Origin of the sequence: Streptococcus sp. D2, from assembly GCF_006385825.1 — a bacterium.
Lineage (GTDB): Bacteria > Bacillota > Bacilli > Lactobacillales > Streptococcaceae > Streptococcus > Streptococcus shenyangsis.
This window is the reverse complement of sequence record NZ_VFSI01000001.1, coordinates 1-23,094: the sequence shown is the minus strand read 5'-3', so window position 1 is coordinate 23,094 and position 23,094 is coordinate 1. Positions and strand designations below refer to the sequence as shown.

13 protein-coding genes, 1 tRNA gene and 2 pseudogenes are annotated in these 23,094 nt (G+C 40.1%); 5 read left to right on the top strand and 11 right to left on the bottom strand.

What is annotated here, in order from left to right:
• Positions 1-26: 26 nt before the first annotated feature.
• Together FJR73_RS00080 and gyrA are read right to left on the bottom strand one after the other, a co-directional pair.
• Complete coding sequence (locus tag FJR73_RS00080; protein WP_049535229.1) at positions 27-770, bottom strand: class A sortase; 744 nt, start codon at positions 768-770, stop codon at positions 27-29.
• Positions 770-3,238 (bottom strand): DNA gyrase subunit A, encoded by a 2,469-nt coding sequence (gene gyrA / locus FJR73_RS00075; RefSeq protein ID WP_140832531.1) that lies wholly within the window; start codon positions 3,236-3,238, stop codon positions 770-772. The genes FJR73_RS00080 and gyrA overlap by 1 nt, the downstream gene beginning before the upstream one ends.
• 193 nt (positions 3,239-3,431) lie before the next feature.
• Between gyrA and FJR73_RS00070 the strand changes: the two genes are divergently transcribed.
• On the top strand, positions 3,432-4,418 hold the full coding sequence (locus FJR73_RS00070) for an L-lactate dehydrogenase (RefSeq protein WP_000176427.1): 987 nt from the start codon (positions 3,432-3,434) through the stop codon (positions 4,416-4,418).
• Between the two features lie 555 nt (positions 4,419-4,973).
• On the opposite strand, the gene pyk is transcribed toward FJR73_RS00070, so the two are convergent.
• From pyk to FJR73_RS00055, 3 genes are all read right to left on the bottom strand, one after another.
• Entirely contained in the window at positions 4,974-6,479 is a 1,506-nt protein-coding gene (gene pyk / locus FJR73_RS00065; protein ID WP_049535225.1) for a pyruvate kinase, read from the bottom strand.
• A gap of 56 nt (positions 6,480-6,535) precedes the next feature.
• On the bottom strand, positions 6,536-7,543 hold the full coding sequence (gene pfkA / locus FJR73_RS00060) for a 6-phosphofructokinase (protein ID WP_140832528.1): 1,008 nt from the start codon (positions 7,541-7,543) through the stop codon (positions 6,536-6,538).
• 81 nt (positions 7,544-7,624) lie between these two features.
• Positions 7,625-10,726, bottom strand: coding sequence for a DNA polymerase III subunit alpha (locus tag FJR73_RS00055; RefSeq protein ID WP_181146563.1), 3,102 nt, complete (start codon positions 10,724-10,726; stop codon positions 7,625-7,627).
• A gap of 379 nt (positions 10,727-11,105) precedes the next feature.
• Here FJR73_RS00055 and FJR73_RS00050 point away from each other — a divergent pair, with 379 nt between their 5' ends.
• Complete coding sequence (locus tag FJR73_RS00050; RefSeq protein WP_140832522.1) at positions 11,106-13,388, top strand: Xaa-Pro dipeptidyl-peptidase; 2,283 nt, start codon at positions 11,106-11,108, stop codon at positions 13,386-13,388.
• Between the two features lie 522 nt (positions 13,389-13,910).
• The gene (locus FJR73_RS00045) at positions 13,911-14,381 is read left to right on the top strand and encodes an arginine repressor (protein WP_140832520.1); all 471 of its coding nucleotides are present in this window, start codon (positions 13,911-13,913) and stop codon (positions 14,379-14,381) included.
• Positions 14,382-14,853: 472 nt separating this feature from the next.
• Here the strand turns inward: FJR73_RS00045 and FJR73_RS00040 are convergent, their stop codons facing one another.
• From FJR73_RS00040 to FJR73_RS00025, 4 genes are all read right to left on the bottom strand, one after another.
• Entirely contained in the window at positions 14,854-17,157 is a 2,304-nt protein-coding gene (locus tag FJR73_RS00040) for a DNA translocase FtsK (protein WP_140832517.1), read from the bottom strand.
• Between the two features lie 85 nt (positions 17,158-17,242).
• The gene (locus FJR73_RS00035; protein ID WP_140832514.1) at positions 17,243-19,195 is read right to left on the bottom strand and encodes a fructose-specific PTS transporter subunit EIIC; all 1,953 of its coding nucleotides are present in this window, start codon (positions 19,193-19,195) and stop codon (positions 17,243-17,245) included.
• Positions 19,192-20,103 carry a 1-phosphofructokinase gene (gene pfkB / locus FJR73_RS00030; RefSeq protein ID WP_060805578.1) on the bottom strand — a complete coding sequence of 304 codons (912 nt, stop codon included), beginning with the start codon at positions 20,101-20,103 and terminating at the stop codon, positions 19,192-19,194. The genes FJR73_RS00035 and pfkB overlap by 4 nt, the downstream gene beginning before the upstream one ends.
• Positions 20,100-20,840 (bottom strand): DeoR/GlpR family DNA-binding transcription regulator, encoded by a 741-nt coding sequence (locus FJR73_RS00025; RefSeq protein ID WP_140832511.1) that lies wholly within the window; start codon positions 20,838-20,840, stop codon positions 20,100-20,102. The genes pfkB and FJR73_RS00025 overlap by 4 nt, the downstream gene beginning before the upstream one ends.
• A gap of 161 nt (positions 20,841-21,001) precedes the next feature.
• On the opposite strand from FJR73_RS00025, the gene FJR73_RS00020 reads away from it, so the two are divergent.
• Positions 21,002-21,089, top strand: a tRNA-Ser gene (locus FJR73_RS00020).
• Between the two features lie 111 nt (positions 21,090-21,200).
• Here FJR73_RS00020 and FJR73_RS00015 read toward each other — a convergent pair.
• Positions 21,201-22,658, bottom strand: a complete 1,458-nt coding sequence (locus FJR73_RS00015) for an IS1182 family transposase (protein ID WP_140832805.1) — start codon at positions 22,656-22,658, stop codon at positions 21,201-21,203.
• Positions 22,659-22,778: 120 nt separating this feature from the next.
• Positions 22,779-22,967, bottom strand: a pseudogene (locus FJR73_RS00010) (divalent metal cation transporter); the annotation flags it as partial.
• A gap of 56 nt (positions 22,968-23,023) precedes the next feature.
• Between FJR73_RS00010 and FJR73_RS00005 the strand changes: the two are divergent.
• A pseudogene (locus FJR73_RS00005) lies at positions 23,024-23,094 on the top strand (transposase); the annotation flags it as partial.

Sequence of the window (23,094 nt, the reverse complement as noted above, 5' to 3'; positions counted from 1 at the left end):
AGATATCATCTTTTCACTGACTTATCTTAACTAAATTGTTTATATGGTTGATTGAAAGCTGTTAAAATTTCATCAGATGTCTGCGAATAATCTTTTGTTTCTTTCAAATCACCTTTTACAATAATACGTTCTGTAGCAGCAAGGTCTTCACAGGTTACTAATGTGATCTCATTGACCCCTTCTCTATCATCAACCTCATCAACACGATCTGGTGTAACACGTTTGACTTCACGTATTTCATAAGTATAAACTTTATTTTTATCAGTTAGATAAATTTTCATACCATTTTTAGCATTATCCAAAGGAGAGAATAACATTTTATTAGCATTATCAACACCAAAAATATGATGACTAGCTAGACTATAATTTCCTTCTCCCATCACTTGGTCACGCTTCATAGTACCAGCACCATAATATAGATTTACGTTATTCAATCCTTTAAAAATCGGCAGATTCATTTCTAATTCAGGAATAGCAATTCCACCAATAACTGGTAATTTTTGAGTATCCCATTGAGAAGCTAAAACAGCTTCAGAAGAGATTGCTTTGACCGAGTCAAAATCAAAATTTCCTTCTGTTTCTTGATTTTCTTCTAATTTCTCTTTTGAGACCTGACTAACTTGGTACTTATTCGTATTCCAAACCATGACCATATCACGCAGTTTAGCATTAAAAATCAAAGCAATTGATAATAGAATTAAGAATCCTGCTAAAATATTGATTAGTAAATTTTTACGGTTTGTTTTCTTTTTTTTATTTTTTTGAGACATTATGCTTCACCTTCTGTTTTGTTTTCTGCCCCAACTTCTTCTTTTTCTGCCGCTGCAACCGTCGTAAAGGTCACAATTTTGGCATCTTGGTCCAGGCGCATTACTTTAACTCCCATAGTTGAACGCCCTGTTTGTGAAATATTGGCAACATTAGTTCGAATCATGACACCAGTATCAGTGATAATCATCAAGTCTTCATCACCTTTCACAGTCAAGAGACCTGATAGAGGACCGTTTTTCTCAGCAACGTTGGCCGTCTTCATCCCTTTACCACCACGACCTTTAGTTGGGTATTCAGTAGCAACTGTACGCTTACCATATCCTTTTTCAGTAATGATAAGAACCTCATCTTGATCAGTAATTACGCTAGCACCAACTACTGTGTCTCCCTCACGGAGATTAACACCTTTCACACCTGTGGCGATACGACTCATGCCGCGAACGGTTGATTGATTAAAGCGAACTGCATAACCAAACTTGGTACCAATGATAATATCCGTATCTTCTTCCGTCAACAAGACATTAATCAACTCATCTTCATCCTTGAGGTTCAAAGCCTTGAGACCATTCTGGCGAATGTTAGCAAATTCCTTAACACTAGTTCTCTTCACAATACCATGACGGGTTGTGAAGAAGAGATAAGCGTCATCGCTACGTTCAGATTCAACATTGATGATGGTCTGAATGCTTTCACCTTCATCCAATTTCAAAAGATTGACGACTGGCAAGCCCTTAGCTGTACGGCCATACTCAGGAATTTCATAACCTTTAAGACGATAGACACGTCCTTTATTTGTGAAGAAGAGTAAATGATCATGAGTGCTAGTTGACACTAACTCTCTGACAAAATCATCATCTTTGACACCTGTCCCTTGAACACCGCGACCTCCACGTTTTTGAGCAGTAAATTCATCCTGATCTAGACGTTTAATGTATCCTTTGTTAGAAAGAGTGATCAAGACATCCGATTCTTCAATCAAATCCTCATCTTCGAGGCTTAAGACTTCACCAACCATCAATTCAGTACGGCGTTGGTCGCCAAACTTACGCTTGACTTCGTCTAATTCATCTTTAATGATTTGAGAAACACGTTCTGGTTTAGCAAGAATATCTGCTAAATCCGCAATCAGAGCCAAGAGGTCATCATACTCAGACTGAATCTTATCACGTTCTAAACCTGTTAAACGACGAAGACGCATATCAAGGATGGCCTGACTTTGACGTTCAGAAAGTTTAAACTTGCTCATCAACTCAGCTTGTGCTTCCGCATCTGTTTCACTAGCACGGATGATACGAATCACTTCGTCAATATAGTCGAGTGCGATTAAGAGACCTTCTAAGATATGAGCACGCGCTTCCGCTTTTTCCTTATCAAAACGGGTACGACGAACAACCACTTCTTTTTGGTGCTCGATATAGGCATCCAAAATCTGACGAAGAGACAAAATCTTCGGTACCCCATTTTGGATTGCAAGCATATTAAAACCAAAGTTGGTTTGCATCTGGGTCATCTTGAAGAGGTTGTTGAGGATAACATTGGCTGAGGCATCACGCTTGACTTCAATAACAAATCGAACCCCTTCACGGTTTGACTCATCACGTACTGCTGTAATCCCCTCAATACGTTTTTCCTGAACCAAACGAACAATATGCTCGTGCACCTTTGTTTTGTTGACCATGTAAGGAAATTCTGTTACAACGATGCGCTCACGGCCTGTCTTAGTTTCTTCGATTTCAGTACGAGAACGAAGAACAATCGAACCTTTACCTGTTTCGTAAGCCTTACGGATACCTGATTTCCCCATAACAAGGGCACCAGTTGGAAAATCTGGCCCAGGCAAGACTTCCATCAAGTCCTTCGTAGTCACTTCAGGGTTGTCCATAACTAACTTCACTGCATCAATGGTCTCACCCAGGTTATGAGGTGGAATATTGGTTGCCATACCGACAGCAATACCAGTAGCTCCATTAACTAAAAGGTTTGGAAAACGAGCTGGCAAGACCAAGGGTTCACGTTCATTGGCATCATAGTTATCAACGAAATCAACCGTATTTTTATTGATATCACGAAGCATCTCCAGAGCAATCTTACTCATGCGTGCCTCTGTATAACGCTGAGCGGCAGCACCATCACCATCCATGGAACCAAAGTTCCCATGGCCATCTACAAGCATGTAACGGTAGCTCCACCATTGAGCCATACGGACCATGGCTTCATAGATAGAGGAATCCCCGTGTGGGTGATATTTACCCATGACATCCCCTGTAATACGAGCCGATTTTTTATGGGGTTTATCTGGAGTAACACCTAATTCATTCATTCCGTAGAGAATCCGACGGTGAACAGGCTTCAAGCCATCTCTAACATCAGGAAGAGCCCGCGCTACGATAACACTCATGGCGTAATCGATAAAGCTTGTTTTCATCTCCTTTGTCAGATTGACATTCACTAAATTTTTATCCTGCATTAATAAATGCCTCATTTCACAATTAGTAATCAGGTATATTATACCATATTGTATCCTATATTTCAGCCATCTACCCTGCTAAAACGTTTACATCAAGAACTGAAAGGCATATTCGTGACAAAGTTTTTTAAAAGTGATAGAATGAATCTATCTGGGAAAATCCCTAAATAAAATTAAGGAGATGTTTAGACAAATGACACTAACTAAACAACACAAAAAAGTTATCCTTGTTGGTGATGGTGCCGTAGGTTCATCTTACGCTTTCGCTCTTGTTACTCAAGGAATCGCACAAGAACTTGGTATTATTGAAATTCCTCAATTGTTTGAAAAAGCTGTTGGTGATGCTGAAGACCTTAGCCATGCGCTTGCATTTACTTCACCAAAGAAAATCTACGCTGCTAAGTACGAAGACTGTGCGGACGCTGATCTTGTTGTTATCACAGCCGGTGCTCCTCAAAAACCAGGTGAAACTCGTCTTGACCTTGTGGGTAAAAACCTTGCAATTAACAAATCTATCGTTGAGCAAGTTGTTGCTTCAGGTTTTGATGGTATCTTCCTTGTTGCAGCTAACCCAGTAGATGTCTTGACTTATTCAACTTGGAAATTCTCTGGATTCCCTAAAGAACGCGTTATCGGTTCAGGTACTTCACTTGACTCAGCTCGTTTCCGTCAAGCACTTGCTGAAACTATTGGTGTTGATGCTCGTTCAGTTCACGCCTACATCATGGGTGAGCACGGTGACTCAGAATTTGCCGTTTGGTCACACGCTAACGTTGCCGGTGTTAAATTGGAACAATGGTTACAAGCTAACCGTGACTTGAATGAAGCAGACCTTGTTGAACTCTTTATCTCAGTTCGTGACGCTGCTTACTCAATCATCAACAAAAAAGGTGCAACATACTACGGTATTGCAGTAGCCCTTGCTCGTATCACAAAAGCTATCCTTGATGATGAAAATGCAGTTCTTCCACTTTCTGTATTCCAAGAAGGTCAATATGGTGTTGAGAACGTCTTTATCGGTCAACCAGCTATCGTTGGTGCACACGGTATCGTTCGTCCAGTAAACATTCCATTGAACGACGCAGAAACTCAAAAAATGCAGGCTTCAGCAAAAGAATTGCAAGCTATCATTGATGAAGCATGGAAAAATCCTGAATTCCAAGCGGCTTCAAAAAACTAATCTAGCTATAGACAACTCCTTGAATCATCAAGGGGTTGTTTTTTTCTGTATTTTAACTTATACTCAATGAAAATCAAAGAGCATACTAGGAAGCTAGCCGCAGGTTACTCAAAGCACTGCTTTGAGGTTGTAGATAGAACTGACGAAGTCAGCTCAAAACACTGTTTTGAGGTTGTTGATGAAGCTGACGTGGTTTGAAGAGATTTTCGAAGAGTATTAATATCTGTTTTACATTCGTTTCTACAAGACAGCAGAGCTTATTTAAGCCATAGAAACGTTATAGTTCGTTGAATCAATAGCAGGACAAATCAGTTTATAAAATATTATGAAAAATCAGTTTGAATTTCTCAATCAACTTGTTCATATTCTATTTCAATCTACTATAAAACAACAACTGTAATTTACACTCATATTACAAATGTCATGAAAGAATCAGTGATTGATTCACTTGATACTGTCTCATTAAATAGCAAGTAAAAAGTTTTGCCCCATAGACAAAAAAATAGCCCACCATACAGGCTAGAAGCTTGATATGATAGACTATTTATCTTTTAATTAGCGAACTGTACGGATACGCATTGTATTTGTACGAACAGCTTCTCCTACTGGTACACCAGCAACGATAACGATATCATCACCTGATTCAACAAGACCTGCTTCTACCGCTTTACGTTCAGCAATTTCGAACATATCGTCAGTTGATGATGGAGCATCTGTCAACATTGGGATAACACCCCAGTTCAACATCAAACCACGTTCTGTAAATTCGTCGAATGTCAATGCCAAGATATCAGCATTTGGACGGTATTTAGAAATCAAACGTGCAGTGTGACCTGTCTTAGTAAGAGTTACAACCAATTTAATATTCATTGAGTTAGTAGCATCTTTTACAGCTGAAGCCATTACTTCTGTCTTAGAGTTACGTTCAAATGAATCTGAGTTCAAACGTCCGTATTCGCTAAGAAGAGTTTGAGCATTCTTATCAATTGTAGCCATTGTAGTTACTGACTCAAGAGGGTATTTACCATTTGCAGACTCACCTGAAAGCATTGTAGCGTCAGTACCGTCGATAACAGCGTTAAATACGTCTGATACTTCTGAACGAGTTGCACGTGGCTTTTCAGTCATTGTTTCAAGCATGTTTGTTGCAGTGATAACAACCTTACCTGCAGCATTAACTTTCTTGATAATCATTTTTTGGTAAACTGGAACCATTTCGAACGGTACTTCGATACCCATGTCACCACGAGCAATCATGATACCATCAGCAGCTTCGATGATTTCATCCAAGTTGTCGATACCTTGTTGGTTTTCGATTTTAGCGAACAATTGAACATGTCCATTTCCAGTTTCTTCACAGATTGCACGAACTTCGTCAACGTCTTTTGCAGTACGTACAAATGAAATCGCGATGAAGTTGATACCTTGTTCCAAACCGAAACGGATATCAGCGTTATCACGTTCAGCAAGAGCTGGGAAAGGAATTTTAGTGTTTGGGATGTTTACACCTTTTTGTTTAGCAATAACACCGTCATTTTCAACTACTACTTCAAATTCACGAGTTGCATCGTCTTTTGCGAAAACACGAAGACCGAGTTTACCATCGTCAACCAAAACTTGGTGACCAACTTCAACATCATCGTAGATATCAAGGGCACCAGCAACGTTCAAAGCAATCACTTCACGAGTTGATTGGATACCTTGTTTAGTAGCAACACGGATTTTTTCACCAGTTACGTAAGAGTATTCTTTAGCATCGCCTTCGAATAATTCTGTACGGATTTCTGGTCCTTTAGTATCAAGAAGGAAACCAACTTTTTTACCTGCAAGTTTTTCAGCAAGTTTAACAGTTGCCATACGGTCACCTTGTTCTTGATGGTCACCGTGTGAGAAGTTGAAACGGAATGTATTAGCTCCAGCTTCAATCAATTTAGCAATGTTTTTAGCAGAAGCTTCAACATCAAGTTTTCCACTCCAGTATCCGTCATCACCAAATTTTTTACCACCACGGATTTCTACCGCAGGACCTAAGGTTGCAACGATTTTTACACGTTTGTTCATGATTTTTGTGACTCCTTTATATATGACCTCTTTGGTCTTATTAGCTAATTTTTTAATTATGACAAGCTCTTATTCAAGCTAGATAGCTCAATGTCGGCTTTATGTGGATTATTAACAACAATCTTACCATCTTCAGTAAGACTAAACAATGCACCTTCTTCTGCAGTACCAAGAATTGGATTTTCAACCATTTTCTCGTTACGAATACCAACCGCAACACCACCAATACCTTCTTTAAGAAGTTTAACGGCATGGGCACCCATACGTGACGCCAATACACGGTCACGAGCAGTTGGAGAACCACCACGTTGAATATGTCCAAGTTCTGTTACACGAAGGTCACTTGTGTCTCCAGCTTCTTTTAGTTTTTGACCAAATTCAGCCGCTGACATCACACCTTCTGCCAAGACGATGATATTGTGTTTTTTACCACACTCATAACCACATTTAATGCTCTCTACGATATCTTCAAACTTGAAACCTTCTTCAGGAATGATGATTTCATCAGCACCAGTTGCAATACCTGCCCAAAGAGCGATATCACCAGCGTTACGTCCCATAACTTCAATAACAAAAGTACGACGGTGACTTGATGATGTATCACGAATCTTATCGATAGCATCCATAGCAGTAGTAACCGCTGTGTCAAAACCGATTGTGAAGTCAGTACCAACGATATCATTATCGATTGTACCTGGAAGACCGATAGCTGGGAAGCCATGTTCAGTCAAACGCATAGCGCCGTGGTAAGATCCGTCACCACCGATAACAACTACACCTTCAATTCCGTGTTTTTTCAATTGCTCAATCCCTTTAAGTTGCCCTTCAAGTTGAGCGAACTCTGGGTAACGAGCTGAGTGAAGGAAAGTACCACCACGAGAAATGATGTCTCCTACTGAAGCTGCATCTAGGGGATGAATTTCACCGGCAACCATACCAGCATATCCGTCATAGATACCGAATACTTCCATTCCTTCTGAAATTGCTTGACGAACAACTGCACGGATGGCAGCATTCATACCAGGGGCGTCTCCACCACTAGTTAAAACAGCAATACGTTTCATTTGGTTTATGCTCCTTTTTCTTTTAACATTCTTACTGATTATATCACATTTAATTGGAAAATTCTTCTATTTTCCGTAATTTTAGCGATAAATCGTTTTCATAACGATTCCACCTAATTTCGCTTCTAATTCATCAGATTTAGCTACAAAATGCTGAGGAGATATAATGGTTTTCCGTTCCTCTTCATACCTGATGATGACTGGAATTGGGCCTTTATATTGCTCTAAAATACGTGAAATTTCTTGATCCAATTCATGATTTTTCACCTGAATCCAAAAGCGCTCAGCCACTGCTTCTCTTATTTCTTGTGCAATCATTTGCAGACGGCCATCACGTGACTGGACTTTCCCTTTGATATAGTAGAATGCTCCCTCTCTTACTTCCTGACCAATCTGTCGATATAAGTCTGAAAAGAGGGTAACATCCAATTTTTTCTTACTATCATCTACCTGTAAGAAGGCCATATTTTCACCCTTTTTGGTACGGATCACTTTTATTTTCTGAACTTCAACCAAAATAATAGCATAGCTATTTTCTGACAAATTTCCGATTGGGGTAATTGGGTAAATAGCTTTACTTGCAATAGTTTGTAGGGGATGTTTGCTGACACCTATCCCTAAAAGCTCCTGTTCCATATAAAATTTTTCTTGTTCCGCCCAATCTTCCGATTCTTGCCAACTATAAATTGTATCACCGAACAAGCTACCTAACTCTTTCACAAATTCAAATAGATTAGCTAAATTATTCAATACTTTTTGACGATTTTTTTCAAATGAATCGAAAAGGCCAACTTTTACCAAAGGTTCTAGCAGAGGAAGTTTCAGATAATTCTCAGGTAATTTAGCTATAAAATCTTCAATGTTAGAATAAGGTCTATTTTCAATAATCCAAAGTGCCAAATCTTTGCTGACTCCTTTAATCGATTTCAAACCTAGATAGATGGACTTATTGGTAATTTTATCGTGATAGGGAATGGTGTTGATAGACAGAGGCGCCACTTCAAATCCTGCTTCTAGGGCATCCATTAAGTAATCACTGTTGGCAGAATTCAACATGACTTGATAAAAGATGGCTGGATAATGTGTTTTGAAATAAGCCAACTGGAAGGCCAAGGCTGAGTATGCATAGGCATGAGATCGGTTAAAACCATAACCTGCAAACTTCTCCATAACATCAAAGACCTGCTCTGCCTTTTCTGCAGTATGGCCAGCTCCTAATGAACCTTGAATAAAGGAAGCCCTCATCTCATGCATGGCAGAGGCATCCTTTTTCCCCATAGCCCGACGCAAAATATCGGCCTTCCCAAGACTAAATCCAGCAAATCGCTGAGCAACCTGCATAACCTGCTCCTGATAGAGCATGATACCGTAGGTTGGAGCCAAAATATCCTCCAGCACTGGATCCAAAACAGTCACTTCTTCCTGCCCATGCTTTCTTGCCACAAAATTATTGATATAGTCACTAGCACCTGGTCTATTTAGAGAAGTAGTTGCTACGACATCTTCAAAGCAGACTGGCTGCACACGCTTGAGCAAGCGAATGGCACCAGGTTGCTCAAATTGAAAGATACCTTTTGTATTACCAGAGGCAAATAAAGCTAACGTTTCTTTATCTTCCAAATCAATCTCGTTGATAGCTATCTTAACACCTTCTGTTTCAGCAAGCAATTCTTGCATCTTCTGGACAAAGGTCAAATTTCGTAGTCCCAAAAAGTCCATCTTCAAAAGTCCACTAGCTTCAACTCCATGAGCATCATACTGAGTCAATGGAATTTCATCCCCATGCTTTAGAGGGATGTAGTTGGTCAAATCTTGGTCACTAATCACAACACCAGCCGCATGGACAGAGGTTTGTCTGGGATAGCCCTCTATCTTGCAAGCAATCTCAAAGGCTTTTTGGTATTCTAACTTACTATTGATTTGCTGACGAAACTGGAGGTTACTCTCATAAGCCGACTTAAGATTGTCACGAAAACTGATTTTCTTGGTAATTGCAGATAATTCATACTCGGGCACACCAAAGCGTTTCAATACATCTCGTAGAGCTTGCTTGGCTCCAAAGGTTGAAAAAGTAACGATTTGAGCAGCATGTTTACTGCCATATTTATTACCAACATACCTGATAAAATCTGGACGATAAATATCTGGAATATCAATATCAATATCAGGCATAGTATAACGTTCACGATTGAGGAAACGTTCAAAAATGAGATTTTTCTCTACTGGGTCAATCCCTGTGATATCCAAGGCATAGGAAACCAAGCTACCAACTGCAGAACCCCGTCCCATTCCCATATAGTAGCCATTTGAACGTCCAAAACGCAACAAATCCCAAACAACCAAGAAATAATCATCAAAGCCCATATCATGAATAACAGCCAATTCTTGGTCTAGACGGTCTTGATATTCTTTACTAGTCAACCCCTTCTGAGCAAGTCCCAGCTCAGCACGTTCTCTCAACTCTTCTACTGCTGGTCTCGCTGGATTAAAGCGAGGCAGTTTCAAACTAGTATCCAAATCATAATAAACACCTGAAATAAGTTTTTCTAAATTGTCCAAGGCTTGCGGAAAACGTTCTTGAAATAGTTTCTCTAAAGAACTTGCTGATATAAGGACATCTTGTCGTGAGCGTAAGGGAACTTCTCTGAGTGGTAGATTTTCTTTAATCGCTGTTAACACTTGTAGAACTTCTCTATCCCTGCTTTCAAAGGCATTGACCCGATAAAGGGGCAAGATTGGATGATGAAATTCGCTGGCTAGTGTTTCTGGGTAAACCCCAATATAGTAATCACAGCCTAGTTCCAACGACTCAAATCCATCAAAATAAGGTACAATAACTGCGATATCCTCCAGATACTGGGACAGGACTGACCATGTTTTCTCCCCCTGCATCTTGGCTGTTGAAAGCTTCATCAACTGCTGATAGCCCACACTAGATAAAGCTAAAAAGCGCAAATTCACTTCCTTCTCATCCACTAAAAGAGTCATTTCAAGCCCTAGTAAAGGATAAATGCCGTATTTTTTTGTAATCTCTAGAAAGTCGAAAGCCCCATAAAGGTTATCAATATCCATCATAGCCAGATGAGTGTAGCCATAGTCTTTAGCTGCTCTCACATACTTGTCTATCGAAATAACGCTCTCCATAAAACTATAAACTGTTTTTGTATCTAGTTGTGCGATCAATTTACACTTCTCCTCTATCCTTCTCACTATATTATACCATTTTTCAAAAAGAGAAAGACAAAAGCATTGACTCCTGTCTATATTTTATCCTTAAAGTAAAATTTTTTGAACGAAAAAAGTAAAAATACATTTAAAGAATCAAATGATCCGGTAATTTTTTTACTTTTTATCCCAAGAAGTGAATATATCTTTTAAAATAGAAAGATATATTCACTTAATCTGTTTACTATGATAATTTGTTTTAGACTATAGAGTTTTACCTGTTTTTCATATAAATAATATTCATTATTCTTTAATTAATTTCTTTCTCACTTAATGATTCCCTTTCTCCCATTTTTTTGATATAATAACCTTAATTATTATTTTACAAGGAGGTTTTATGCGCTTTAATCAATTCAGCTATTTATCACTTCCAAGAGATACTATTTTATGTGATTTAAAAAAGTATGGATTTGATTTACCAGTCAACATTACAAATAAAAAAATGTTTGAAGCGTTTCTTATTCGTTTCTTTTTTAATTATAAGGATAGCACCTATCCTCTATCTAATTTAGCAGTTGATAAAGAAACTGACTTACTGAAATTTTTTCAGTCAGACAAGGATTTAACTGCAGATATTTTTTATACTGTTGCTTTTCAACTTTTAGGCTTTTCTTATTTAGTTGACTTCGAAGACAGTGATGTTTTTCGTAAAGAGACTGGATTTCCCATTATATATGGTGACTTGATTGAAAATCTCTATCAGTTACTCAATACTCGCACCAAAAAGGGAAATACTCTTATCGACCAACTTGTTAGTGATGGTCTTATTCCGGAGGATAATGACTACCACTACTTTAACGGCAAGAGTTTGGCTACTTTTTCTAGCCACGATGTCATTCGAGAAGTGGTCTACGTTGAATCTCGTGTGGATACTGACCAAAAGGGGTTACCTGACTTAGTCAAGGTCAGCATTATTCGTCCTCGTTATGAGGGACAAATCCCTGCTATCATGACGGCCAGTCCCTATCATCAGGGAACAAATGACAAGGCTAGTGACAAGGCTCTCTACAAGATGGAGGGCGAACTTGAAGTTAAACCTGCTCACAAGATTGAGCTAGAAGAACCTCAACTAAATCTTGTCCAACCTCATGGTCAAGCTGAACTTGTAGCAGAAAGTGAGGAAAAGCTAACTCACATTAATGCTAGCTATAGTCTCAACGACTACTTCCTTCCACGAGGGTTTGCTAATCTCTATGTGTCAGGTGTTGGTACCAAAGACTCTACTGGTTTCATGACTAACGGAGACTACCAACAAATCGAAGCTTATAAAAATGTCATCGACTGGCTCAATGGTCGTTGCCGTGCCTTTACCGACCACACGCGCCAGCGTCAAGTCAAGGCTGACTGGTCAAATGGAAAAGTAGCCACAACTGGACTTTCTTATCTAGGTACCATGTCCAATGGTCTGGCGACTACAGGCGTCGATGGTTTAGAAGTAATCATTGCCGAAGCTGGCATTTCTTCATGGTACAACTATTATCGTGAAAACGGTCTGGTAACTAGCCCAGGCGGTTATCCAGGTGAGGATTTTGACTCCCTTGCTGAACTAACCTATTCTCGTAATCTCTTGGCTGGCGACTATATTCGTGGTAATGAGGCTCACCAAGCTGATTTGGAAAAAGTAAAAGAACAACTTGATCGTAAGACTGGGGACTACAATCAGTTTTGGCATAACCGAAACTATCTGCTCAATGCCCATAAAGTAAAGGCAGAGGTTGTCTTTACCCATGGTTCTCAGGATTGGAATGTCAAACCACTTCATGTTTATCAGATGTTCCATGCTCTACCTACTCATATAAACAAGCATCTCTTTTTCCATAATGGTGCCCATGTTTATATGAACAACTGGCAGTCCATTGACTTCCGTGAATCTATGAACGCCTTATTGACTAAGAAATTATTGGGGCAAGAAACAGATTTTCAACTTCCGATCGTTATTTGGCAGGACAATACCGCTCCTCAGACTTGGTTATCACTTGATAACTTCGGTGAGCAAGAAAACTTTGAAACCTACTCACTTGGTCAAGAAGAGCAAATCATTCAAAACCAGTACCCAGATAAGGATTTTGAGCGCTATGGTAAAACATACCAGACCTTCAATACAGAACTCTATCAAGGGAAAGCCAATCAAATTACTTTTGACCTTCCTGTGACCAAAGATCTCCACCTGAACGGTCGCGCTCAGCTCAAGCTTCGTATCAAATCCAGCACCAACAAGGGGCTATTATCAGCCCAACTGCTAGAATTTGGACAAAAGAAATACCTACAGCCTTACCCAGCTATTTTAAGTGCTAGAACCATTGACAACGGTCGCTATCACATGCTGGAAAATCTCTGTGAATTGCCATTTAGTGCAAATACACAACGAGTCGTGACAAAAGGCTACCTCAATTTACAAAATAAAAATGATTTACTGTTGGTAGAGGATATTACTGCAGATGAATGGATGGATGTCCAATTTGAACTGCAACCAACTATTTACAAGCTAAAAGAAGGAGACACTCTCCGTTTAGTTCTCTATACTACTGACTTTGAAATCACGATCCGTGACAATACCGCTTACCACCTGACTGTCGATCTTGAACAGTCTACTCTTATCCTACCTTGTCAAAATGTATAAGGTACCTGACTTTCAATATGGAAGGTTTCTAAGGACAAGTCAATCCAAGACCCACTGACCTTCCTAGCATTAGAGACACCCACTTGAACAGTCGAAAAAAACTACAACTTGGTATCAAATCCAGTTCAAATTAAGGTTATTAGATGTCCTACTACTGGATCTTGAACAAAAGATACCGCCCCATAACCAACATGTGTGACCCTCTATCATACACGCTACCACACCACATGTTGGACAAACTCTGTGAATTGCCATTTGGCGTAAATTCACAACAAGTCGTGACAAAAAGCTACCCTAATTTAATGATTTACTGTTAGTAAAGAACAGCAATGTAGATGAACGAATAAATTTCTCATTTATCTGCACCCAACTAGTGACAAGTTAAAAGAAGGAGATTCTCTCCGTATCGTTCTAAATTACTACTGACTTTGAAATCATCATACGTGACAATACCGCTTACCACCCGACTGACGATTTCGTTCAGTCCACGCTTTCTGTACCTTGTACAAGGAGTAATATTTTATGAATAAATCAGAACACCGACACCAACTCATAAGAGCTCTTGTAACGAAAAACAAGATTCACACACAAGCTGAGTTACAATCTCTTCTTGCCGATAATGACATTCAAGTTACACAAGCAACTCTTTCAAGAGATATTAAAAGTATGAATCTCTCAAAGGTACGTGAGGAAGATAATTCCTACTACGTTCTCAATACTGGTTCCATCTCAAAATGGGAAAAACGTCTTGAAATCTACATGGAAGATGCTCTCGTCTTGATGCGCCCAGTTCAGAACCAAGTCCTGTTGAAAACTCTTCCTGGACTTGCTCAATCATTCAGTTCTATCATTGATGCTCTAAGTTTCCCTGACGCTATCGCTACCCTCTGTGGTGATGATGTCTGTCTGGTCATCTGTGAAGATGCAGAAGCTGCTCAAAAATGCTTTGAAGAACTGAAAAAATTCACCCCACCATTTTTCTTTGGTGAGTAAACAGAAACTAAACTCAAAATCTACAAAACTCTCAAAATTTTAAGCAGCAGTATATTGATGTCAGCTAACATCTGGAGAATACAATAGCTGATGCCTACTAAAAAGTAAGCTATGTAGTTTAATAAAACAGAAGAGAGAAATCTAACTCATACTTGATTACAAAAGCTCCCCTTATAGTGGACAGTGAAAAAACAAACATTCACTAGAAACTATAGGGGGAGTCTTCATATATCTAAAAGAAATTCTAAATCCGTTTCATCTTGATATATAGTAGATTGAAACAAGATGTGAACAAATTTATTGAGAAATTCAAATCAATTTTATGTTTTAGAAGTGGCATTGTACTATTCTAGATTCAACTCACTATAGTATAGAAAAAAGCCATCAAGTGATGACTTTATCAATGAATTCTAACGATTATCCTCTCCAATTTTATCTTTTGTTAAACTCAATATAAGTGACAAAGAGAAATTTATTGCTGCAATACTTTTCTTGGTTTTGTACCTTCAGCTGGACCAATGACACCTGCCATCTCAAGTTCTTCCATAAGGCGGGTTGCACGGTTAAATCCAACTGACAAACGGCGCTGAATCATGGATGCGCTAGCTTTCTGGGTCTCAATAACTAGAGCCTTGGCTTCTTCAAAAAGCGGATCTCCACCAGATTCACCATCTGAAAATTCTCCTTCATTTTCAGACACCTCACCGGGATCAAAACTCTCATCGTAGTCCGCATCTGCCTGAGCCTTGATGAAGTTTACGATGCGTTCAACATCATCATCCGAGATAAAGGATCCTTGCAGACGAACTGGATGATTTTCATCAATCGGTTTAAAGAGCATGTCCCCTCGACCAAGCAGTTTTTCTGCTCCATTTTCATCCAAGATAGTACGGGAGTCTGTCCCTGATGAAACCGCAAATGCGACACGAGATGGGACATTGGCTTTGATTAGACCAGAGATGACATCAACCGATGGACGCTGTGTTGCAAGAATCATGTGGATGCCGGCAGCACGCGCCTTCTGTCCAAGACGAATGATAGCGTCTTCCACTTCCTTGCTGGCTACCATCATAAGGTCAGCCAACTCATCTACAATCACAACGATGAGTGGCAGTGGAATCTGCTTGTACTCAGATTGAGCATTAAATTCCTCGACCTTGGCATTAAAACCTGCAATATTCCGAACTCCCACCTTGGCAAAGAGTTCATAACGATTTTCCATCTCATCCACAACCTTTTGCAGGGCCTTGCTAGCCTTGCGTGGATTGGTCACAACTGGAATCAAGAGATGAGGAATGTCATTGTAAACAGACAACTCAACCATCTTAGGGTCCACCATCATAAATTTAACTTGGTCAGGTCTCGCCTTCATGAGGATGCTAGCGATAATGCCGTTAACTGCTACTGACTTCCCTGAACCCGTTGAACCTGCGACTAGCAAGTGGGGCATTTTAGAAAGGTCAAAAGCTCTTGCGGTTCCATTAACAGCCTTCCCTAAAGGAATTTCCAAGAGATTTTCAGCTTTCGTTTGAGATTGTTCCCAAAGTTCACGGAAAGAAACTGTCGCAATTTCAGAGTTGGGTACTTCGATTCCGACTAGGGATTTCCCTGGGATAGGTGCTTCGATCCGGACATCTTTGGCTGCCAAGGCTAGAGCGAGGTCATCTGCCAGATTGGAAATGCGGTTGACCCTTACACCTACTGCTGGCTTGACTTCATACTTGGTTACTGATGGTCCAATTTCAGCCCGTTCAACCGTCACCTTGATACCAAAGCTAGCAAAGGTTTCTTCTAGAATTTTGATATTTTCTCGAACAATTTTCTTCTCTTTCGACTGGTCTTTTGGTTTATCTGGGGCAAAGAGTTGTAAGCTTGGAAGTTTGTATTCAAGAGCCTCCTTGGCTGAAAAATCGACCTGAATATCTTCATCATCAGAGCCATCTTCCTGTTCAGCGAATTCAAGTTCAGCTTGAGGTAGGATGATTTCTGGTTCCACCCAGTCTTCTTCTGGAAAAGGTGGAGCGTCAAGTACAACATCTGCTGTCAGAATTTCACCCGTTTCCATATCAATAGGAGGCAAATCGAGTAAGGCTTTTTCAGCCTCTTCTTGTTCTAATCTAGCCTCTTCCTCAGCCTTTTGGCGAACTTTTTCTTCTTGTTTGACAAAGCGTTCCTCTTTTCGACGCTCATGCCCTTCTCGCCATTTGGCAAATCCTCTACTGAAGAATTCAGCAATATCGTAAACAGACCAAGGACTGATTAGGAGAGCGCCTGCTAAAATCAAGATAGAACCAATAAAGTAAGTGCCGATATTTGAAAAGAGAAAGGCAGTTGGCACATAGAGTCCAACACCAATCAAGCCCCCTCCAGCAAAACTGGTCGTTCGAAAACCAGTCAAATCCGTCACAACCTGAGCCATGGTTCCTTTTAGAACGGACTTATCCAAACCATATTTCCAAACTAAGTAGGCCTCCAAAATCAAGAGCAAGCCAGCAAATATGGTGAAAAAGCCAGATAGGAGCCCTTCCTGTTTTCGTATCCACTTGAAAAAGAAGAGGTAGAGCAGAATACCAAATATTGCTAGATAAGCTAGGCTACCCACCAGTAAGCGAATTAAATTGTAAAGGGTTATACCTGCAGCCCCTAATTTGAAGGCTGCGAAAATCAATAAAAGCGCGATTCCCAACGAAATCAACATTCGTTGAATCGCTTCTTTTCTTTCGAGTTCTGCTTTAGACGGTCTCCGTCTTGTTTTACTTGTATTCTTGTTTGCCATTCTTCTATTATATCATATTTCACAGGCATTTCGGAAAGAGAAAAAGACTGCACCAAACGGTCCAATCTTTTCATTTTTCTATTTTTTATGCTTGTGGTTTGCGTAGGTAACCATAGACCACACCACTTACGATTGCTCCTACCAAGACAGCAACGAGGTAAAGGAGAGCATTTGAAGTAAGGGCGATAACGAAGATTCCTCCGTGTGGCGCCATGAGTTTGATACCAGTAAGACCAACGAGTCCACCTGCTACTGCTGAACCAAGGATGAAGCTTGGGATCGCACGAGCTGGGTCAGCGGCACCAAATGGAATCGCTCCCTCAGTGATAAATGACAAGCCCATGATGATGTTTGTCAAACCAGAGTTGCGTTCTTCTTTGGTAAATTTATCTTTGAAAAGAAGAGTTGCGACAAAGATGGCAAGTGGTGGCACCATTCCTCCAGCCATAACTGCTGCCATAGCTACAGAACCACCTGAAGAAACAGTTGCTGCAAGCGTACCTGTACCAAAGACATAGGCCGCTTTGTTAACTGGTCCACCCATGTCAACAGCCATCATTCCACCAAGGACGATACCAAGAAGGACAGCTGAACCGCCTCCAAGACCGCCTAGGAAGTCATTCATAGCAGTGTTGATTGCTGCCATTGGGATGTTAACAGCTAGCATAACAAATCCAGTCAAGATTGTCCCAAGAAGTGGCAAGAGAAGGATTGATTTTGCACCTTCAAGTGAACGAGGAACTTTAACGTATTTCTTGATAGCAAGAACCAAAGCACCTGCAATAAATCCACCAACAAGGGCACCTAGGAAACCAGATGAGACACCTGCAAGAGTTGAAGTTGCTTCACCACCTGCAGCATAAGGAATTTTACCAAATGCAAAACCTTCTTTGGCAATAGCACCAGCCACGAAACCTGCTACCAAACCTGGTTTTTCAGCGATAGAGTAGGCAACATAACCTGCAAAGACTGGGAGCATCAATCCAAAGGCTGCACCACCAATTTTCATGAACATAGAAGCTAACTCATGGTAAGAACCAAGATTACCAAGGTTTTCATTCGGAACACCCAAAGCACCGTCAATCAAGAAGGCAAGGGCAATCATGATACCACCACCGATAACGAATGGCAACATTTGAGAGACACCACTCATCAAGTGTTTGTAGAAGGCACCACCAAGACTTTGTTTTTCGTTAGAGGTTGTTGCGGCTTTGGCTCCATTAGCAGCACGGTAGACTTCAGCATCTCCAGAAAGAGCCAAGTTGATCAACTCTTCTGTCTTGCGGATACCGTCAGCAACTGGACGATTGATCAATGGTTTGCCATCGAAACGATCCATTTCAACGGCCTTGTCTGCCGCAATGATAACAGCTTTAGCCTTGCGGATATCTTCTGCAGTTAGTTGATTTCCAACACCGCTAGCACCGTTGGTTTCGACCTTAATTCCAACACCCATTTCAGTAGCTACTTTTTGAAGAGCTTCTTGGGCCATGTAAGTGTGGGCAATACCTGTTGTACAAGCTGTAACAGCAACGATAAAGTCACCAGAGTCATTGGTAGGTACTTGAACAGGTTCCTCAGTTTTTTCTGAAGCTTGGTCAAAAAGCTCAATGACTTGGTCAGCTGATGTTGCTTGGCGAAGTTTGTCAGCAAATCCATCTTTCATCAAGTATTGAGACAATTCTGCCAAGGCAGCCAAGTGAGTGTCATTAGCACCTTCTGGAGCTGCAATCATAAAGAAGAGGTCGGTTGCTTGTCCATCCAAGCTCTCGTAGTCAACACCCTTGTTTGACTTGGCAAAGAGAACTGTCGCTTCTTTGACAGCAGCGTTTTTGCTGTGAGGCATAGCGATTCCGTCACCCAAACCTGTAGAAGTCAGAGCTTCACGCGCCAAAATTCCTTCTTTAAAAGTTTCAAAATCTGTCACATAACCGTGATCTGTCAAACTTTTAATCATCTCGTCGATGACAGCTGTTTTTTCAGTTGCCTGCAAATCCAGCAACATAACATCTTTTCTCAATAGGTCTTGAATTTTCATCGTTTTTCTACCTCAACTTTTTCATATGTTTCTTTAATAAATTCCGCCGTTGCCAAGTCGTCTGAGAAGGTGGTTGCCGTTCCACAAGCTACTCCCCATTTGAAGGCTTCTACTGCGTCTTTGGATTTGACAAATTCACCTGTAAATCCAGCGACCATAGAATCACCAGCCCCAACTGAATTTTTCACGGTTCCCTTGATTGGTTTAGCGAAGTAAGCTCCCCCAGATGTTACCAGAAGGGCACCGTCGCCAGCCATAGAGACGATCACGTTTTGAGCACCTTTAGCCAGTAACTCACGAGCGTATTTCTCAATTTCATCTAAACTTTCGAGTTTCACTCCAAAGATAGCTCCAAGTTCATGATTGTTTGGTTTAACCAAGAGCGGTTGGTATTCCAAACTATCAATCAAGGTCTGTCCTTCAAAGTCACAAACCACTTGCGCACCCGTCTGGCGCGTCAAGGCAATCAAATCCTTGTAGATAACATTGCCTAGATTTTTAGCACTTGAACCAGCAAAGACAACTGTATCTTCTGCAGTCAAACTAGATAAAATAGCTTTCAATTCTTCTAACTGGGCTGGTTCGACATTTGGACCCGTTCCGTTGATTTCTGTCTCTTGGTCTGCTTTGATCTTGACATTGATACGAGTATCTTCTGCCACTTGGACAAAACGTGTCTCGATTGCTTCATCAGCCAAAGTATCTGTGATAAATTTACCAGTAAAACCTCCGATAAATCCAGTCGCTGTATTTGGAATATCCAAACGTTTCAAGACACGACTGACATTGATTCCTTTCCCACCAGCAAACTTATCATCACTGTCCATACGATTGACACTACCGACTTGGACTTGGTCCAAACGAACGATATAGTCAATGGATGGATTGAGTGTGACTGTATAAATCATACTTCTATTACCTCCGTTTTCTCCTTAATAACCTGCAAGAGCTCATGCCCTTGACTTGTGATAACAATAGCTCGTTTGAGTGGTGCTACCTTGGCAAAGCAAGTTTGTCCAATTTTAGACGAATCCACCAAGACATAGGTCTGTTTGGCATTCTCTAAAATAGCACGCTTCACAGCCCCCTCTTCCATATCAGGAGTCGTATAATAGCCATCGTCCACACCATTCATCCCGATAAAGGCACGGTCAAAGTGCAATTGGTTAATCTGGTTAAGAGCAACGCCCCCGATGCTAGCATCTGTCGCCATCTTGACACTTCCTCCAACCATGACAGTTGGAATTTGCTTTTCAACCAACTGTGCTGCATGGTGAATCGAGTTGGTCACGACTGTAACATTCTTATTGATCAATTCATGAATCAAAAAAGCAGTTGTTGTTCCAGCATCGATAAAGATGACATCTTGTTCCTTGATGAGAGAAGCAGCTTTCTGAGCCAGCAACTTCTTTTCTTGAAGGTTTTTGACAGATTTCTCTTGAATGGTTTCTTCTTCCTGTAAGGAATGGGGCAATTCTGCTCCACCATGCACGCGACGAAGCTTGTTCTCTGCTTCCAACTCATCCAAGTCTCTTCGAACCGTTGATTCTGACGTTTCTAACAAACTAACTAATTTTTCTAGAGAAACTACATAATGTTGATTTAACTCCTCTAAAATCAGTTGTTTCCGCTCTGTTTTTAACACTGAATCACCTCCTGTTATCGTTTACACTATTTATTCTATCACACTTTCTTTCAAAGTCAAGCATTTTTTGCCATTTTCTTTCAAAATCTATCATTTTTCTTATTTCTAGAATTTTTATTGCAAGATAAGGGTCTTTATGGTAGACTATTTGAGTAAGTATTGGAAGATTACTCAAGAGGCTTAAGAGGCCGTGTTGGAAACGCGGTAGGCGTGTAACAGCGTGCGTGGGTTCGAATCCCATGTCTTCCGTTTATTTTAAAAAAGATACCCAAGAAATCGAGTCCACTGAAAAAATAGGTCTCTTACTTTTAATGAAATGAAAACCGGGGAATCTCTCGTTAATTTGAGCGAGTTCCTCGGTTATTTTGTATTTATTAAGGTCATAATTCGTTTCATATTGACCACGAAGATGGTTGTGGCTGCCTGTAACTCCATGCTGAAAAGACCCGATGCTCTCGCGACATCAAAGCCATGTCTCTGTTTTAGTTCGGCATTCTTTGCTTCGATTTTATAGCGATGTCTGGCCATTTCTTTAAAATAAGGTGTTTCCTGAAATTTCTTCTGGAAAAGATGGTCGTCACTCTTAATGGCTATTGAATAAGTTTTAGACTTTGCCCCCTCCTTATAACATCCTTCCTTGGAAAGGCAACTCTTGCACTTCTCAATGTCAAAGTAATGAGTGACAACTTGATTCTTATTTTGATATTTTTTCCCTGTCCTTGCTTTGCGAACAGCCATGTGTCCTTCTGGACAGACAAATAGCCCTGCATCTTTATTAAATTCAAACGCATCCTCTTCTTTACGGTAACCTTTTGAAACAGAAGGATTCAGTTTTGAAACCAAATGAATCTTTTCTTTGCGAGCTAGTTGAATGTTGTCCTTTCCTGAATAAGCCGCATCACCAATAATAGTCTCGATGTCCAGACTATTTTCCTTTGTTTTGGCATATAACTCAGGTAAATATTTCCCATCGCTTTGTTCACCAGAAGTGACCACGCAAGCAGTAATAATCCGTTCATCCGTCATAGCGATATGACTTTTATATCCATAGAAAGAGGTATCGGCTGTCTTATGTCCAAGCCTAGTCTCCTCCTTAACAGAAGCTTCCAAATGTTCTAAGTCGTCCTCGACAGCCTCTTTTAGGTAATTGAACTTTTGAGAAACAGCCGGTAGGGCTAAGAGTTCCTTGTGTTTTTCAACCACAGCCATTAACTCCTCTGTATAGGTCAACTCTGCTTCGAGGTTATCTTCTTGAGGTTTCTTTGGAAATTCTATTTTGATATCTTCTGAATGTTGATAAATTGTTTTACGTAAAGCTTTTGAACGCTCTCTAAGGATTTCTTGGGGTTTCTTATGATTATAATGAGATTTGGTGTGAGTGGCATCCACAATGAGGATTTTACTCTTAATCAAGTTATGTTCGAGTGCAATTTGAACAGACTTCTGAATCAATACATCAAGCAGTTTATCATCTTTAATTCTTAGCTTTCTAAATTTCGTCAGAGAGGATGGCTCGATAACAGAATCTTCAGGAGCTAGACCAAGAAAAAATTTAAAGGCCATATCTGACAAGGAACGTCCTACCACATCTACATCTGATAACTTATAAATATCTTTTAACAAGAGATATTTGAATATCATAATCGGTGAATAAGCTTTACGCCCAAAATCGGGACGATAATTCTTTTCTAGTTCATCATAAATAAAGCTAAAATCACAGAGTTCAGTTAGCTGACGTAAAAAGTGGGTTTTAGGAACCACGATATCATACAAACTAGAATAAGGACTGACATCCATAGTTAACTGATTATCAAGCATCATCTCACCTCATCTCTAGTATAACAAAAAAGCCATCAATTTGATGACTTTTTCAGTAGACTCAAGAAATCTTGGGTATCTTTTTTCTTATATGCTTGTTTTATAACTCGGGTGAATTTCTTAGAAAATATCAAATAACAATTTCACATTGAGAATTGTTAAGATAATGGAAACGATATAGCCAAGGATGGTATTCCATTTGGCATTGGTAAATTCTCCCATCAGTGATTTCTTAGAAGTTAAATAAATCAAAGGGAAGATTGAAAACGGAAGAGCGATTGAAAGAAAGACCTGTGAATAGACCAATAATGAACTGCACCCCAAAAGTTAGACAGAAAAAATCTAACTTTTGGGGTGTTTTTATTATGAAATTAACTTATGATGATAAAGTTCAGATCTATGAACTTAGAAAACAAGGATATAGCTTAGAGAAGCT

Coding starts and splice junctions, on each gene's coding strand:
- FJR73_RS00080 (WP_049535229.1), bottom strand. CDS start 770: ATGTCTCAAAAAAATAAAAAAAAGAAAACAAACCGTAAAAATTTACTA.
- gyrA (WP_140832531.1), bottom strand. CDS start 3,238: ATGCAGGATAAAAATTTAGTGAATGTCAATCTGACAAAGGAGATGAAA.
- FJR73_RS00070 (WP_000176427.1), top strand. CDS start 3,432: ATGACACTAACTAAACAACACAAAAAAGTTATCCTTGTTGGTGATGGT.
- pyk (WP_049535225.1), bottom strand. CDS start 6,479: ATGAACAAACGTGTAAAAATCGTTGCAACCTTAGGTCCTGCGGTAGAA.
- pfkA (WP_140832528.1), bottom strand. CDS start 7,543: ATGAAACGTATTGCTGTTTTAACTAGTGGTGGAGACGCCCCTGGTATG.
- FJR73_RS00050 (WP_140832522.1), top strand. CDS start 11,106: ATGCGCTTTAATCAATTCAGCTATTTATCACTTCCAAGAGATACTATT.
- FJR73_RS00045 (WP_140832520.1), top strand. CDS start 13,911: ATGAATAAATCAGAACACCGACACCAACTCATAAGAGCTCTTGTAACG.
- FJR73_RS00040 (WP_140832517.1), bottom strand. CDS start 17,157: ATGGCAAACAAGAATACAAGTAAAACAAGACGGAGACCGTCTAAAGCA.
- FJR73_RS00035 (WP_140832514.1), bottom strand. CDS start 19,195: ATGAAAATTCAAGACCTATTGAGAAAAGATGTTATGTTGCTGGATTTG.
- pfkB (WP_060805578.1), bottom strand. CDS start 20,103: ATGATTTATACAGTCACACTCAATCCATCCATTGACTATATCGTTCGT.
- FJR73_RS00015 (WP_140832805.1), bottom strand. CDS start 22,658: ATGCTTGATAATCAGTTAACTATGGATGTCAGTCCTTATTCTAGTTTG.